Genomic DNA, 15,489 nt, shown 5'->3' with positions numbered 1-15,489 from the left:
GGCCGAAACTCACCTCGCAATGACGGAACTCTTTATTGTTTGAGCATGATCTTTCTCGGAAAACCGCTGCACACTTTTCCGGATCATGCTCGGTAACTAGAACGACAGCGAGGATACGATCCGGACCTTCATGTTCGGATCGAGCTTTTGCACGCCGAGCGCGACGATCTTCGCGCCCTCTTCCACGCCACTGGTGATGACCACGTCGTTGCTTTCGTAGGATTTGACCGTGACCGGCCTCAGCGCGACGGCGCCGTTGTCGTCGACGACATAGAAGGAGGGCTTGCCACCTTCGTTGAACAGCGCCGACAGCGGCAGCCGCGCGACGCGTTCGGTCGCGGCATCGGACAGCGTCAGCGTCGCCGTCATGCCGAGCGCGACCTTGTCGTCGGCTTCCGGCAGCGAGAACTTTGCAAGATAGGTGCGCGTGGCAGCATCGGCGGCAGGCGCGATCTCGCGCAGCTTCGCGGCGTACTTCTTGTTGGGTTCCGACCAAAGGGTGACGCTGGCGGTGCCCGACTTGGCGCGTCCGACCAGCGTCTCAGGGATCGCGACGACCGCTTCCTTCTCGGCAAAGCGGGCGACGCGGATCGAAGCCTGGCCCGCGGCGACCACCTGGCCGGGCTCGATCAGCGTTGCAGTGACGACGCCGCGGGCGTCGGCGTTGAGCGTCGCGTAGGAAAGGGAATTCTTGGTCAGCTCGACCGAGCGCTCGGCGCGATTCAACCGCGCGCGGGCCTCGTCGGCGGCGGCGCGGCTTGAATCCATCTGCGCGTCGGTGGTCCAGCCCTTGGCCTTGAGATCCTTGGCGCGTTGCTCGGCGGCGGCGGCCTGGGCCAGCACACCGGTCGCGGCGGTCTGCTCGGCCACGGCCTGCTCGGCCTGGAGCTTCAGATCAACTTCATCAAGGGTCGCGAGTGGCTGGCCCTCCTCGACGGTCTGCCCGACCTCGACCAGGCGCTTGGCCACCTTGCCGGCGACGCGAAAGCCGAGGTCGCTCTCGATCCGGGGCCTGATGGTGCCGACAAAGCTGCGCTCCGGCGTCTCGGCCTCGTAATGGGCGGTAGCGACCAGAACCGGCCGCGGCGGCTCGGCCTTTTGCGCCACGGTGTCATTACACCCGGCCAGCGCGATTGCCATCAGGGCCAGCGAAGCACCTGCCAAGAGCCTGGAATAGCTCGACAAAATCGACCGGACGAACATCGGACACTCCTGCGGCTGTGTTCCGGAGAAATGTCGACTAATCACTGATAAAAGTCAATAATCGTCAGTCATCAGAAAAACGTGAGCGTTAAGGGCTCGTAAGGGGCCCCTGTTCGGAGAGGTGGCATAGCAGGGTGGGCAAAGCCACCAGGTCGCGCGAACGCGCGCCCGATGACAGGCTCCGCGTGCCCACCGCGTCTGTCGCCATCGAGCAAAGATGGTGGGCACGGCGCGCGAAGCGCGCGCCTCTGCCCGCCCTAGGAAGCCGCTACCGGCCCTCCTCCGCGAACTCGTGCTCGCTCTCGTGGCCGCCGACGAAGACCAGGATGCCGGCGATCAGAGGCAGAACCGCCAGGACCAGGAGGCCGGTCGAGGTCTGGCCGGTGGCTTCCTTGACCCAGCCAATCAGATAGGGCCCGGCGAAGCCGGCGAGGTTGCCGATCGAGTTGATCAGAGCGATGGCGCCGGCGGCCGCCATGCCGGACAGCCAGGCGGTCGGCAGGGTCCAGAACACGCCGAAGCAGCAGAATACGCCGATCGCGGCCACCGTCAGCGCCACCATCGTCAGGATGGGATCGGTCAGATAGGAGGAGACGCCGAGCGCAGCGGCCGTGAGAAGGAGCGGCGCGCCGACATGCATCACGCGTTCGCGCGTGGCATCGGAATGACGCGCCCACAGAATCATCGCGATGGTGCCGAACAGGTACGGGATCGCGGTGACGAAGCCAGTCTGCGCGTTGGTGAGGCCAAACGCCTTCACGATCTGCGGCAGCCAGAACTGCATGCCGTAAAGTGCACCAACGAAGCCGAAATAGATCAGGCTCAGCGCAATCACCTTCGGCGACGACAAGGCTTCGCCGAGCGAGAGGTGCTTCACCGCCTGCTTGGCCGCGACCTCCGTATCAAGCCTGGCCTTGAGCCAGGCCTTCTGCTCGGCCGACAGCCAGTCCGCCTTCTCCGGCTTGTCCGTGAGATAGAACCAGGTGACGATGCCGAGCAACACCGACGGCACGCCCTCGATAATGAACAGCCACTGCCAACCCTGCAAGCCCAGCACACCATCGAGCCCGAGCAGCAGGCCCGAGATCGGCGCGCCGATCACGGTCGAGACCGGCACCGCGATGGCAAAGGCCGCGAGGAAGCGCGCGCGATATTCGGCCGGGTACCAATAGGTGAGATAAAGGATGATGCCGGGGAAGAAGCCGGCCTCGGCGACACCGAGCAGGAAGCGGAGGACGTAGAAGCTCGTGACGCCGTTCACAGTCGCCATCAGCGCCGAGATGATGCCCCAGGTCACCATGATGCGGGCGATCCAGCGGCTTGCGCCGAACCTCTCCAGCGCCAGGTTGCTCGGCACCTCGAAGATGAAATAGCCGATGAAGAAGATACCGGCGCCCCAGGAGAAAATCAGCGGCGTGAACTTCAATTCCGCATTCATGGTCAGCGCGGCGAAGCCGAGATTGACGCGGTCGAGATAGGAAAAGAAATAGGCCAGCACCAGGAACGGAATCAGGCGCCAGGAGATGGCGCGGATGGTCGAAGTCTCGATCGCGCTTTTGTTGGGGTTCTTGGCAGTGCCTGCAGAACCGGCGAAGGTTGTGGTCTGGCTCATGGCGTCCCCCTTGGTTTTGCTTTTTCTCGGGCTAGGGGCGGTTTTGAGCATCGCGGCGAAAGAGTCAATGGAGCAAGCAATGCACGGAACGCAATCGACCACCCCCGTTGCGCCGTTGCAGGTGTCGCTTACCCGCGCTGCCCTCGCCCTCGTCGTGATCGCCTGCGGCCTTTCCCTGCGCTGGTATGGCTTTCCGCTTGGGCTGCCCGCCTTCATAGTGAAATATGGCGGCTCGCTGCTCTGGGCGACCATGGTGTTTTTCCTGGTCGGAGCCGTGCTGCCACACCTGACGCGGACGCAGATTGCGGCCATTGCGGCAGCGATTGCGGTTCTGGTCGAGCTCTCCCGGCTGGTGCATACGCCCTGGCTCGATGCGTTCCGCCTCACGACCGCAGGCGCGCTGCTGCTGGGGCGAATCTTCTCGCCGTGGAATATCTTGGCCTATGCGATCGGTATCGTGTTCGGCACCTGGATCGACTGCTTCGTAGGGTGGGCAAAGGCGCCCTAGCGCCGTGCCCACCATCTTGCCTCAAAGAAACAGAAGTGGTGGGCACGCTTCCGCCTTCGCTCTTCGAGCTACGGCGGACAAGTCGCTTTGCCCACCCTACGAAGCCTAACCCACCCGACGCGGGCTACGAAGCCGCATCCTGCTCCGCCAATTGAAAGCGCTCGAAACGATCGAGCTCGTCCTCGATCCTGCGCTTCAACTCCTTGCGGCCGGCCGTCTTCCTGCCGTTGCCGACCCAGGTCCATTTCTGCATCAAGAGTTTTCTGTTCTGCCGGTCGGTCTTCAAATCGAGCGCGGCGGCGATCTCGTCGCCGACGAGCACCGGTAGCGCAAAATAGCCGAGCTTGCGCCTGGCCTTCGGCACATAGGCTTCAAAGAGGTGATTGTAGCCGAAGATCAGGTTGGTGCGCTTGCGCTGGATGATCAGGGGATCGAAGGGCGAGAGGATGTGCACGAGATTCGGCGGCGCGCCCTCGCCCGGCTCCAGCGCTGACGGCGCCGCCCAATGCTCCTGCTTGCCGGCGCCCTCGAGCGCGATCGGCACGAGATCGCCGCGACGGACCCGCGATGCGATCAGGCGCGCCACCGCCTTCTTGCTGGGCGCGTCGAGATGGCAGATCGAATCGAGGCTCACGAGCCCTTGCGACCGGAGCGCGCGGTCGAGCAGGTAGTTCGTACTGTCCTTCGCGGAGGCCGGCTTCGGCAGCTTGTCCCAGCCGAAATGGCGCGTCATCAGCTCATAGGTCTTGAGCATGCCCTGCCGTTCGCTGATCGTAACGGCGCCGGTGTAGAAGGCGAGTTGCAGCGCCCGCTTCGAGGGCTTGCGGCTCTGCCACAGATGCTCCTTCTCGGTGAGGACGTCATCATCGATGTCGCGGATCGTCAGTGGACCGGCCCGCACCAGCCGCATCACCTTGCGCATGTCGGCCGGGGTCACCGATGCGAACCATTTGTGCCCCTCACGGCGGTGCTCGCGCATCGCCGGCAGAAAAAAGCGGAAGTCGCTCGACGGGACGTACGACAGCGCATGCGTCCAGTATTCGAACACGCTTCTGTCGACGCTCTGGGCGTGGTGCAGATCGGCACGGCGATAGGACGGAATGCGGCTGTAGAGAATGTGGTGATGGCAGCGCTCGATGACGTTGATGGTGTCGATCTGCACGTAACCCAGATGGGCGATGGCATCGGCGACCGCTTGCGCGCCCGTGCCAAAGGGCTCGCACCTATCGAGCCGCTGCGCGCGCAGCCAGATCTGCCGTGCTTGCGACGTATGCAGCGGGAGTGGTTTGGGCGTTCGGGACATTGCGAGCGGCAATGTAGCGGGATTCGCAGGGAGTCAAACAAACAACGGCAAAGAAAAAGCCGCGCTGCCACCTGCTGACAGCGCGGCCGTAACAGGCACGAACGTCTGTGCTACTTTATCATCTGCGCCTTCATGTAGTGTTTGCAGGCGCTGGGCATCTTGCCGTTGCTCATGTCAGTGTTGGCCATCGCCATTTCCTTGCTCATGCCCATCTTGGTCGTGCTGTCGGGCATGGCAGCCACCGTCGTGAGCGTGGCGCCCATATTGGCGCCCGTGCAAGCCATCATCTTCGCCGAAGCGGGCGAAAGCGCGAGTGCGACAAAGGCGGTGGCCGTCAGCAAAGTTTTCATCGAAAAGCCTCCTCCATAAAACGAAACCGGCGTCATGCCGGCCTTCGCAATTACGTATTGTCTGCGAGGAGCGTTTCGCGGAGAAGACAATTTCATTGCTGCAATGCAAAGGGCCGGCCGGCTCAAGGGCTGCGCTTCGATCCCTTGGCGCGGTCGCCAACACTGCCAGTCGCGATATCAGGCTCGCAGGCGGCCTTGCCGCGGTCGGTCGCCTGGCAGCGATAGACGCTGCCGGTCAGGCGGTCGACCAGCCACATATTGTCCTCGGTCGCGCCTTCGAGGCCGACATAGCGATTGGTGAGACCCGTGACCAATGTCGATAGCAGGATCGCGACCGCGATCATCGCCGCGCCGATATAGACGGGCATTGAACTTTGCGAAGTCGTCCGATCCGGCGGGCCCCCACGATAGGACTGATACTCACTCGGCCTTGGCACTGTTCGGAACCGGCTCTCTTCGCGTGGCTAGCGCTTCTTCTGGGGTGAAGGGTTTTGCTAGGCGCCCATCTGGCCGATTTCTTGTTCGCAGCCGGGCCGCGCGACGACCGCTTTGCGGCCATCGTCGAGCAAGGTTGCCAAAACGAAGAGGCGGCCCGGATCGGGCCGCCGTTGCTTCGCCTGTTTGCTTATCAGCGGCGGCCGAACAATCCGCCCATCATGCCGCCGAAGAGGCCGCCGGGGCCGCCCATTGGGCCGCCACCGCCGCCACCACCACTATTATAATAGCGTCGGCCGCCACCACCGGAGGAGCGCCGGCGCGTTGGCTCGTCGTCAGCAGATTCTGAGGAGGCAGAGCGCGTCGAGATAATCTCCGACTGCAGAGCCTTGTGCTGAAGCTTGTTGAGGTAGCCGGTGGCGGGATAGCCACGTGCCGCCTGCCAGCGCTTGACCACTGAGCGCGTCTCGTCGTCGAACTTGCCGGTCGCCTTGACGTCAAAGCCGAGCCCGGTGAGGCGGCGCTGCACGTCGCGGCGCTGACCTTTGTCGAGACCGATCTGGTCCTCAGTGACCTGGCTGGCTTCCTCGGTAAAAGTGGCGGGATCGACCCCGGCGGTCAGATTGCGCGTGGTGTTCGACGGACCGTCCTGCAATGCCGCAATGCGAGCGAGAGCAATCGCCTTGAACGTGCCGTTCGGATAATTGGTGAGATAGGCGTTGAGCTCTTCCACCTTGTTGGAATCCTTGATCGAGCGCCAGAACTCGAGCTCGACGTCGGTGCCCGGCTTGGCCGAAGCCGATGCCGACGCACTCGAGGCATCGCTCGCGGCGGCATCCGGCGCCCCAACCGGATTGAGATAGACGTTACCAGTGAGGTTGGTATGGCCCCAGGGCAATTGACTCTTGTTGGTCTCGTCGTTGACCTGGGCACGGACCTTGGTCATCGCCTGCTGGATCTCGAGGCCGGGCTGGGCAATGTTGGCCACGAGCGCGCGGGTGAACGGGCTGTTGGTGCCGGCCTCGCCATCGAGAGCGGTCTGGCCAGGGCCGGTGGCAAACGCGATCAGCGTACCCTCGCCCGATTTCATCTCGGCAAGGCCGGTCTGCACGTTGACCGAGCGCGTGGCCTTGGCTGAACGAATCTTTGCCGCGAACGGATTATCACGGCAGGCGTCCAGAAACACGAGCTTCACCTTGGCGTCCGCCATGGTCTGATCGAGCGTGAGGTCCACGTTGATTGCCGCGCCCAGCTTGACGTCCATCTCGGATTTCAGGTCGGCATCGATCGGCAACAGGTAGTTGACGCCGTTCACGGCGATGCCGTGGCCGGCATAGAAGAACACGGCGACATCGGCGCCTTCACTCTTCTTGCCGAACTCCAGGAGCTTTGCCGTCATGGCGTCGCGGGTGAGGTTGGATCCCTCGACGACATCGAAGCCGACGTTGCGCAGCACCCTGGCCATCGCCTTGGAATCGATCGCCGGGTTGGGAAGCTGCGGGACATTCTTGTAGGCGGAGTTGCCGACCACGAAGGCGACACGCTTGTCGGCCAAGGCTGCGTTGCCGCTGATGAGAAATGTGGCGATTGAAATTGCTGCTAACAAGAAGCGCATGATCATTCTCCCCTGATCCAAACTTCCTGGCTGCCCTCGGATCGACCAAAGCCGATCCGATGTTAGCAATCTGATCCAGTCCACGAGAAAGCAATGTGATCTGGATCACTCGGGGATTTCTGCTGCTCGAACCGAGCTGGACGACGCTGCGACGTCTACTTTTCGGGCTGCTGACACAGCGGCAATAACGGCGGGTGACGAGCAATAAGAAGAGAATGTACCCGTTGGTGCGAGGAGTCCAGCGAGCCCGATGCCTGGCGACACCAACGGTTTGAAAAAGTCGACGATCGACGCCGCGCCCATTCGAAGCGCGAAAGAGACAGGCGTGCTTCCCGACCAACGCAAACGTCCCTGTCTTGTCGTGGTGAGGTGCTGCGCCAACCAACAGGCGATTGGATGCCGGCCGGCTCCGGCGCTAGAATAAGCATCGAGATCAATCCATTTCTGAATGTGATATGTATCACATCAGGGTGTTTGAACCTGACCTAGACTCGCAGCATCAAATCGCTATCAGGCGTCACAGCGAGGATTTGAGACAATGCCCCATTTCAACAAGCTTTTCGGATTGAAGGCGATTACCCTTTCGGCCGCGCTGTCGCTGACGGCAGGCCTGGCGTTCGGCGGCGACAACAACATCACCGCCAACCAGATCCTGAATGCGCTGAAGCCAAAGCCCCTGACCCGCGGCCTGTCCGTCGGTCCGCAGGCTGAGACTGCGGATCAGGCCAAGGAGGCGAGCTTCCTGAATACCGTGCGCAACCGGCAGACCCGTTCGCTCTCGATGGGCGAGCGCGATCAGATCGCCGACCTCGCGGCGAGCAAGCCGAAGATCGATCTGGAGATCCAGTTCGACTACAACTCGGCCAACATCGCCACGACTTCGGTGGGCTCGGTGCAGGCGCTCGGCAAGGCGCTGTCGGATCCGGCGCTGAAGGGCTCGACCTTCGTGGTCGCCGGCCACACCGACGCGATCGGCAGCGATCCGTTCAACCAGGATCTGTCCGAGAGGCGCGCCGACACCATCAAGAAGTACCTGGTGCAGAACTATGGCCTCAACGGCAGCGATCTCGTCACCGTCGGCTATGGCAAGACCAAGCTGAAGGACACCGCGAACGGTGCCGACCCGATCAACCGTCGCGTCCAGGTCGTGAACATGGAAACCAAGTCGACCGCCTCGAAGTGATGGCGGCATCCCATTCGAACACTCGCCCGCCGCGCCCGCGGCGGGCGAGTTTCATATCCAGTTCTGGAAGATCATCAACCGGTTGAAGGTCTGCATCGAGGTGCCGACGAAGGCCGCGGAGATCGGCAGCATGACGGCGAAGCCGATGGCTGCGACCGCGACATAGGTCCACAGCACCCAAGGTGGGAGCTTCTCACGTCGCAGCACATAGACCAGTGCCAGCGAGGACGCGGTTGCAGCCGGCAGATAATAGTAAATAAAGCCGAGCGTGCGCGGCAGCAGTGCCCATGCGAGATATGGGCCGAAATAAAATGCCGAGATCAGGAACACATCCCAGCGCCGCGTGACGATGAAGTCGCGCAACACGACGGCCAGCGCGAGCAGCGCCGGCCACAACACGAGGGGATTGCCGAGGAAGACGACCGCGGAGATGCTGTCGTCGCCGACCTTGTCGAACAGGAACCATACCGGGCGCACGAGAAACGGCCAGGACGGCCATGAGCTCATGTAGGTATGCCCGGCGATCGCAGTCGTGGTGTTGTCGGCAAAGATGCGCCGCTGCGCCTCGATCAGATCGGATGGCGACAGCCCATACAGCGGCACGAAGGTCGCAAGATAGAACACCGCCGGCAAGGCGACGAAGCAAAGTGCAAAATGCTGCGCCCTGAAATCGGGCCAGAGGTCGGGGCGATACCAGTCGGTCGGCTTCGCGTCGGCAAACAGCGTGCGCCAGCTCTGCATCAGACGGATCGCCGCGACGATGACGATGCAGACCGCGAGCGGAAACAGCCCGCTCCATTTGCAGGCGGCGGCAAGACCGAACAATCCGCCGGCCAGCGCAAACAACCGGTGCGGCCGCTCTCTCCGAAAGCCATGCATGAAGGCCGCTGACGCCAGCAGGCCGAAGGCAAGCGAAAAGACGTCGAGCATGGCGATGCGCGACTGCACGAACAGCATCTGGTTGAAGAAGGCGATCAGCGCCGCCGCGATCGCGGGCCCTTCCGCCGAAAACAGCACAACGCCGCAAAGATAGACCGCGACGACCGCGAGCGCGCCGAACAGCGTCGCCGGATAGCGCCAGCCCAGCGAATTGTCGCCGAAGATCGCTATCGACAGCGAGATCAGCTCCTTTGCGAGCGGCGGATGCATCGGATTGAGCACGGGCTTGGGCATCACCGGCTCGAGCATCTGCCGCGCCGCCGGCACGTAGTGCACCTCGTCGAACACGAACTTATCCGGCGTGGAGACACCGATCAGAAGCACGAGATGTGTGATCAGGAAAATCACGACAGCGATCACTGCTCTCCGCGACATAGGCGACGCAGGATTCACTTCGTGCTGTCGTTGTGGGGATGCTTTGCGTGGCAAATCTGCTTCACCGCGAAGAAAAATATCTTTGGTCGACGCATTGAACGCATTCTGCCGCTACTGTCACTAACCATGACGCTCGTGCTGCGCTACTAGTGATAATTATACCACATCGCAAGCGAGCGCGATCCGGTACGATACGGGACACATCGATCGGCGACGAAATGAATTTGCGACTTCGCGTTCTTCTTTCCTTCTTGCTCGGGGCTCTCTCTTGCGCGGCATCCGCCGCACAAGCACAGACGCGCGTCGGCGAAGCCGTGGTAATCCAGAACGAAGTGGTTCGCGTCGCGGCGACGGCGACGCAGATCAACGTCGGCGACGGCATGCTGCGCGACGAGACCGTGCGCACCGGCGCCGACGCCGCGGCACGCTTCGTGATGGCCGACAGCACCAATCTATCGCTCGGGCCGGGCGCCACGCTCAAGCTCGACCGCACCGTCTTCAACGACGAGCACAGCTATCGCGACGTTGCGATCCGCATGACCACGGGCGCGTTCCGCTTCGTGACCGGACATTCGGAGAAGGCCGCCTACAAGATCACGACGCCGCTCGCGACCATCGGCGTGCGCGGCACCACGCTGGACATCCTCTCGCAACGCGGCCGCTCCGTGGTCGTCTTGCAGGAGGGTGCGGCCAGCGTCTGCACGCTGGGCTTCCAGTGCGTGCAGCTCACCCAGCCCGGCGACACCGCGATCATCACCTCGACGGGCGGTCGGACCACGATCACCAAAACCAACTCGCCACCCTGGACCTTTGCCGCGACCTGCACGGCTGCGGCCGGGTTGTGCTCGGTCAACCAATATGCCGACGCCGCGCCGACCATCACGCCCGCCGTCCATGACGACGGCATGCTGTGCGGGCGGTGACCATGGCGAAGCTCGGAGTTCGCAGCATCGTCCTCTCGGCCGCCTTGATCGCGGTGACCACGCTCGTGCTGCTCGCGGTACAGTTGCAGCCGGCTGCCGCCCAGAGCTGCACCGAGTGCTCGCCGACGCCGACACCCACTCCGACGTACAGTCCCTCGCCGACCCCTACGCCCACGCCCTCACCCAGTCCTTCGCCGTCGCCTGCTCCCTCACCGACGCCCGGGGCGAACCCGACCACGTCGGGAGCCGACACCAGCGCCGGCTCGATCGGCGACCTCGCCAACCAGCGCTTCAACCAGATGATCACGAACCGGGTGCTCGGCTCGGTGCTGCTCGGCGTCAACGAGCAGGTCAATTGCAGCGACTGCATCAGCGCGTTCGGCTCGGCCGGCTCGTTCTCCGCCGGCGTCCATGGTCGCAAGGAGCTCACCAGCAATCTGTCCCTGCTCGCGGGCCTCGCCTACACGCAATACAATGAGGGCGGCTATCACGTCACCAGTGCGCCGATCGGCGCCTTTGCACTGCGCTACGATTTCACCGACTGGGGCTCGTCACGCCCGTTCTTCGACATAGGAACGGTGCTCACGCCCTGGGAGAAGGTGCGCTATACCCGCAATTATCAGACGAGCCTTGGCGCGGTCACCGTCACTGGCTCGGCCGACAGCTCGAATTACGCCGTCTACGGCCGGGCCGGCTGGATCAGCCGGATGTCGCCGCGCGACGAGGTCGCGGCCTCGGTCGAGTTCTGGCAGCTCTGGCAGCGAGTGTCCGGCTATAGCGACCCGACCGTCGCGTTCAACCCGTTCGATGCAACGATCGCCGGCGGCACCGATCGCACCAGCCTCGTCAAGCTCGGCGGGCAATGGACGCATCTGTTCGGCAGCACGGTGGAGGCCAACGTCAACGGCGGCTGGGTGCAATCGTTCGGCACGCATTCAGGCATCGTCGCTACCGTCACCGGCAACGGCACGGTGGTGCCGACCATCGGCAATCAAGGCTGGTTCGAATATGGCAGCCGACTCGGCTTCCGCTTCGCGCAAGGGTGGATCGTCGACCTCTTCGCCAACGGCACGCTCGGCCCGCAGCCCGTCGGCAACACCATCCACGGCGGCGTGGGCTTGCGTATCAATTATTGATGTATTGTAGGGTGGGAAAGCGAAGCGTGCCCACCGCTTCTATCGCAATTGGGGGAAGATGGTGGGCACGGCGCTTCGCGCCTTTGCCCACCCTACGATCCGTAGTCGTGGCGCGAGCGCGCCGTCATGCCGCGGACTTCCCCTCGAATGCGCGGCGCAAGATGTCGACATCCAGCTTGACCATCTTCATCATCGCCTGCATCGCGCGTGCAGCGGCGGCCTTGTCCGGACTCGACAGAAATTCGAACATCACCTTCGGCACCACCTGCCAGGACACGCCGTAGCGATCCCTGAGCCAGCCGCACTGCCCTTCACTGCCGCCATGAGCGAGGAACGCACTCCAGACGCTGTCGACCTCGGCCTGGTCGTCGCAATGGATCATCAGCGAGAGCGCGTGGGTGTACTCCATCTTCATGCCGCCGTTGAGCGCGACCAGGGGCTGACCGGCCACCGTGAACTCGACGACAAGCACGGAGCCTTCCTTGCCGGACGGATTGTCGGAAACGTTGCGCTGGACGTGCGTGATCGCCGAATTCGGAACGAGCGAGACATAGAACTTGGCGGCTTCCTCGGCATCGCCGTTGAACCACATGCAGGGCACGAGCTTGGACATCGTGAAGGCTCCTCTTCGATCCTCTGGGCTTCGATCAGGCGTTCGCCATGCCGGGCCGGTTCGGCGCCGCCGCCATGTCCAGCCAGTTCACACCCCACATATGACCATCGGGATCCTCGAAGCTGCGGCCGTACATGAAGCTGTATTCGTCCTTCGGGCTGGGATCGGCCACCCCGCCCGCAGCCTCGGCCCTGCCGACGATATCGTCGACCTCGCTCCGACTGTCGGCGGACAAGCAGAACAGCGCCTGGTTCGAGATCTTTGCATCTGCAATCGGCTTCGGCGTGAACTGGCGGAATTTGTCGTGGGTCGTCAGCATCGCGTAGATGGTCTCGGAAATGACCATGCAGGACGCCGTGTCGTCACTGAATTGCGGGTTCCTGGTCGCGCCTATTGCCTCGTAAAAGGCGGTTGCGCGCTTGAGATCGGTCACCGGCAAATTGACGAAAATCATCCTTGGCATCGGAAGCTCCTTGGGCGGGGTTTCTGCCCAAGGACGGATGGCCCGCCGGCCATCCGACACGGCTTCCAAATATTTTTCGGACTGTCACACTGCTGGGTTCTGTCGCCCGCGCGCAATTTTTGCGGTCAGGTCGCGATCGGCGTCGGCATCGTCAGGAATGCCCGCGTGGCGTGCCAGAACAGCGCCCGATTGATCGCCAGCACCACCGAATGCGCGGTTCCCGGCAGGATGGCGAACTGCCGATCGCCGTTCGGCAGCTTGTTGTAGAACGCCTCGAGGTCGGCAACGGTCGCGATGCCGTCGAACTCCCCGCGCACCAGGAGCACCGGCGCGAGCACCTTCTCCGGGTCCACCACGGGCAGGTTGGTCGTCATGTCGAGGTAAGTGCCGGTCGGGATCTGGTCGCCGAACTGAAGCTCGACGTCGGCGAGCACGTCCATCACGGCGGGATCGCTGGTGCCGGGTTTGTCGCGGGTCGCGATCGAGCGGATCATCTCGCGATCGCGCTTGCGCATGTTGTGGGTGCGGTAATAGTCGACCTGCTCGGCGCGCTTCGTCAGCGTCGGCGAGCCCTCGCCCTTGTAGGTGAAGGCGGCGAACACCAGCCGGTCGATGCTTTCAGGGGCAACCATCGCGTAAGCGCCGGCCCGCAACGCACCTGAGGACTCTCCGACGAAATGGAATTTCCTCTGCCCGGTTTCGCGCGTGATCACCTCGACCGCGGCTTTCAGATCGGCAACGCCGCTTGCGATGTCGGAATTGCCGGAAGTGCGCCCCGACTTGCCGTAGTTCTCGTGGTCCAGCGTCCAGCAGTCGAAGCCGTAGCGAGCGAACTCGTTCATGGTCGAGTATTCGCCCTTGCCGGGCACGCTGAGATCGAACACTCGCGAGGTGACGGAGGAGCCGTGCACGAACACCACGACCGGCCGCGCCGCCTCACCCACTCTGGGCGCACCGAGCCGTTTGCGGAACATCCACAAGGGCACGTCGCCCTTCTTGGCCCAGTATTCGCTGGACCAGACGTCGGCGGGTTGATCGGCGGCGCGGGCCTGCGGCAGAGCGCCAGCCAGCGTGGCCCCGAGCGCTCCGGCTCCCTTGATCAGAGCACGCCGCGGCAGCAAATGATTGGACTCCGCCATAGAGACCTCCCTCGCCTTGTCTTGATGCAGGCTCTGGCGAAGCCTAGCAGACATGGGCGAAAGCGTCAGCCACAACCTCCGTCATTCCCCGCGAAGGCGGGGAATCCAGTACACAGCGGCTTCTCCGTATCCTCGCACTATCTCTGGAATACTGGATCGCCCGCCTGCGCAGGCGATGACATCGAGAATGTAGGACGAACCTGCCGCAAGCTCGCTATTGCGAGCGCGACGCCTAACTCAGACCGTTCACTTCGCTTCGTTCGGATCACGGTGCACCGGGTCGATCCACAGCACGGTCTGGGGCTTCTCGACCGGCTCGATGTCGAGATTGATCGCGACCGCCTCGCCGTCGCTGCGCACCAGCACGCATTCGAGAACCTCGTCGGGGCTGGCGTTGATCTCCTGGTGCGGCACGTAAGGCGGCACGTAGATGAAATCGCCGGGGCCAGCCTCTGCCGTGAACTGGAGATGATCGCCCCAGCGCATGCGAGCCTTGCCTTTCACCACATAGATGATGCTCTCGAGATGGCCATGATGATGCGCGCCGGTCTTGGCGTCCGGCTTGATGCTGACCGTGCCTGCCCATAATTTCTGCGCGCCGACGCGCGCGAAATTGATCGCGGCCTTGCGATCCATGCCGGGCGTCGAGGGAACATTGGGATCGAGCTGGTTGCCGGGAATCACCCGCACGCCGTCATGTTTCCAGCGATCGTCATGATCGTGATGGGAGTGCGTGTGGTCATGGCCGCTCATGTGTCTGCTTTCCGTTGGTTCCGTGCACGGCAGGCTAACCAAAGCCGCGGCATCAAGCCATACCAAAAACGGAACGCTCTTAGGCGCCCAACGTTGTCTTCCTAAGAAAACCGGAAGGAGATTTTCATGGGAAGCACGAGCGACAAGATCAAGGGCGCCACCAACGAGGCGATCGGCAAAGCCAAGCAAGGCATAGGCGAGGCCACAGGTTCCGACCGCATGAAGGGCGAAGGCACCGTGCAGGAGATCAAGGGCAAGGGCCAGCAGGCCATGGGCGACGCCAAGGATGCCGCGAAGGAAGCGATCGATCGCGCGGCGGCGAACGCCAAGCGCACCGCAGAGTAAAGCGCGCGCGACTGAATACGAAAAGACCGGCCTTGCGGCCGGTCTTTTTGTTTGCGCTTGGTACCCGGCGTCACTTCACCCCGAGCAATTCCACGTCGAACATCAAGGTCGCATTCGGCGGGATCACGCCGCCGGCGCCGCGTGCGCCGTAGCCAAGTTGCGGCGGGATGATCAGCGTACGCTTGCCGCCGATCTTCATTGTGGCGACGCCTTCGTCCCAGCCGGCGATCACGCGGCCCTTGCCGATCGGAAACTCGAACGGCTCGTTGCGGTCGACGGAGCTATCGAATTTCTTGCCCTTCTTGCCGTTCTCATAGAGCCAGCCGGTGTAGTGCATCACGCAGATCTGGCCGGGCTTTGGCGAGGCGCCGGTGCCGACGACGCTGTCGATGATCTCGAGGCCTGAAGCTGTGGTCATGGTTTTTCCTGCGGTCTGGGCCGATGCCGGGGTGGAAACGAATGTCGACACTGCGCCGATTACGGTAATCGCGAGCGCCGACATGAGGGTGAGGAGTGCACGCTGGACACGCTGCATAAGACACCTTCCGTTTGGAGCGGGAGGTGTCTAGCGCAACGCGACAGGCGTGACCAGCC

17 protein-coding genes are annotated in these 15,489 nt (G+C 63.0%); 5 read left to right on the top strand and 12 right to left on the bottom strand.

Going from position 1 to position 15,489, the window contains the following annotated elements; all coding sequences use genetic code 11:
- Positions 1-96: 96 nt before the first annotated feature.
- Positions 97-1,203, bottom strand: a complete 1,107-nt coding sequence (locus SO139_RS27550; protein WP_449380511.1) for an efflux RND transporter periplasmic adaptor subunit — start codon at positions 1,201-1,203, stop codon at positions 97-99.
- A 268-nt stretch (positions 1,204-1,471) separates the two neighbouring features.
- Positions 1,472-2,815, bottom strand: coding sequence for an MFS transporter (locus SO139_RS27545; protein ID WP_449380512.1), 1,344 nt, complete (start codon positions 2,813-2,815; stop codon positions 1,472-1,474).
- Between the two features lie 79 nt (positions 2,816-2,894).
- Between SO139_RS27545 and SO139_RS27540 the strand changes: the two genes are divergently transcribed.
- A complete protein-coding gene (locus SO139_RS27540) occupies positions 2,895-3,323 on the top strand; it encodes a ribosomal maturation YjgA family protein (RefSeq protein ID WP_449380513.1) in 429 nt (142 codons plus the stop codon).
- A gap of 124 nt (positions 3,324-3,447) precedes the next feature.
- Here the strand turns inward: SO139_RS27540 and SO139_RS27535 are convergent, their stop codons facing one another.
- The 4 genes from SO139_RS27535 to SO139_RS27520 all read right to left on the bottom strand — a co-directional run bounded on the left by SO139_RS27535 (position 3,448) and on the right by SO139_RS27520 (position 7,026).
- On the bottom strand, positions 3,448-4,626 hold the full coding sequence (locus tag SO139_RS27535; RefSeq protein WP_449380514.1) for a winged helix-turn-helix domain-containing protein: 1,179 nt from the start codon (positions 4,624-4,626) through the stop codon (positions 3,448-3,450).
- A 110-nt stretch (positions 4,627-4,736) separates the two neighbouring features.
- The gene (locus SO139_RS27530; RefSeq protein ID WP_449380515.1) at positions 4,737-4,976 is read right to left on the bottom strand and encodes a hypothetical protein; all 240 of its coding nucleotides are present in this window, start codon (positions 4,974-4,976) and stop codon (positions 4,737-4,739) included.
- 122 nt (positions 4,977-5,098) lie between these two features.
- Positions 5,099-5,344, bottom strand: a complete 246-nt coding sequence (locus tag SO139_RS27525; RefSeq protein WP_449380516.1) for a hypothetical protein — start codon at positions 5,342-5,344, stop codon at positions 5,099-5,101.
- Between the two features lie 260 nt (positions 5,345-5,604).
- Positions 5,605-7,026: a caspase family protein gene (locus tag SO139_RS27520; protein ID WP_498540975.1), complete on the bottom strand. Its 1,422-nt coding sequence runs from the start codon at positions 7,024-7,026 to the stop codon at positions 5,605-5,607.
- Between the two features lie 538 nt (positions 7,027-7,564).
- Between SO139_RS27520 and SO139_RS27515 the strand changes: the two genes are divergently transcribed.
- Complete coding sequence (locus SO139_RS27515; protein ID WP_449380518.1) at positions 7,565-8,209, top strand: OmpA family protein; 645 nt, start codon at positions 7,565-7,567, stop codon at positions 8,207-8,209.
- Positions 8,210-8,260: 51 nt separating this feature from the next.
- Here SO139_RS27515 and SO139_RS27510 read toward each other — a convergent pair whose 3' ends face one another.
- Positions 8,261-9,523 (bottom strand): phospholipid carrier-dependent glycosyltransferase, encoded by a 1,263-nt coding sequence (locus SO139_RS27510; protein ID WP_449380519.1) that lies wholly within the window; start codon positions 9,521-9,523, stop codon positions 8,261-8,263.
- 218 nt (positions 9,524-9,741) lie between these two features.
- On the opposite strand from SO139_RS27510, the gene SO139_RS27505 reads away from it, so the two are divergent.
- Entirely contained in the window at positions 9,742-10,446 is a 705-nt protein-coding gene (locus SO139_RS27505) for a FecR family protein (RefSeq protein ID WP_449380520.1), read from the top strand.
- A 2-nt stretch (positions 10,447-10,448) separates the two neighbouring features.
- Positions 10,449-11,582, top strand: a complete 1,134-nt coding sequence (locus SO139_RS27500; RefSeq protein WP_449380521.1) for a hypothetical protein — start codon at positions 10,449-10,451, stop codon at positions 11,580-11,582.
- A 124-nt stretch (positions 11,583-11,706) separates the two neighbouring features.
- On the opposite strand, the gene SO139_RS27495 is transcribed toward SO139_RS27500, so the two are convergent.
- From SO139_RS27495 to SO139_RS27480, 4 genes are all read right to left on the bottom strand, one after another.
- Entirely contained in the window at positions 11,707-12,195 is a 489-nt protein-coding gene (locus SO139_RS27495) for a VOC family protein (RefSeq protein ID WP_449380522.1), read from the bottom strand.
- Positions 12,196-12,229: 34 nt separating this feature from the next.
- Complete coding sequence (locus SO139_RS27490; RefSeq protein ID WP_449380523.1) at positions 12,230-12,658, bottom strand: VOC family protein; 429 nt, start codon at positions 12,656-12,658, stop codon at positions 12,230-12,232.
- Positions 12,659-12,783: 125 nt separating this feature from the next.
- On the bottom strand, positions 12,784-13,797 hold the full coding sequence (locus SO139_RS27485; protein WP_449380524.1) for an alpha/beta hydrolase: 1,014 nt from the start codon (positions 13,795-13,797) through the stop codon (positions 12,784-12,786).
- Positions 13,798-14,043: 246 nt separating this feature from the next.
- Positions 14,044-14,550 (bottom strand): cupin domain-containing protein, encoded by a 507-nt coding sequence (locus tag SO139_RS27480; RefSeq protein ID WP_449380525.1) that lies wholly within the window; start codon positions 14,548-14,550, stop codon positions 14,044-14,046.
- A 126-nt stretch (positions 14,551-14,676) separates the two neighbouring features.
- On the opposite strand from SO139_RS27480, the gene SO139_RS27475 reads away from it, so the two are divergent.
- Positions 14,677-14,895, top strand: a complete 219-nt coding sequence (locus tag SO139_RS27475; protein ID WP_449380526.1) for a CsbD family protein — start codon at positions 14,677-14,679, stop codon at positions 14,893-14,895.
- Between the two features lie 70 nt (positions 14,896-14,965).
- Here SO139_RS27475 and SO139_RS27470 read toward each other — a convergent pair whose 3' ends face one another.
- Positions 14,966-15,430, bottom strand: a complete 465-nt coding sequence (locus tag SO139_RS27470; RefSeq protein WP_449380527.1) for an FKBP-type peptidyl-prolyl cis-trans isomerase — start codon at positions 15,428-15,430, stop codon at positions 14,966-14,968.
- Positions 15,431-15,489: the final 59 nt, after the last annotated feature.

It is taken from the genome of Bradyrhizobium sp. UFLA05-89, assembly GCF_059803475.1.
Note: the sequence above shows the minus strand (reverse complement) of the source record. Positions and strands in the feature narration are given on the sequence as shown.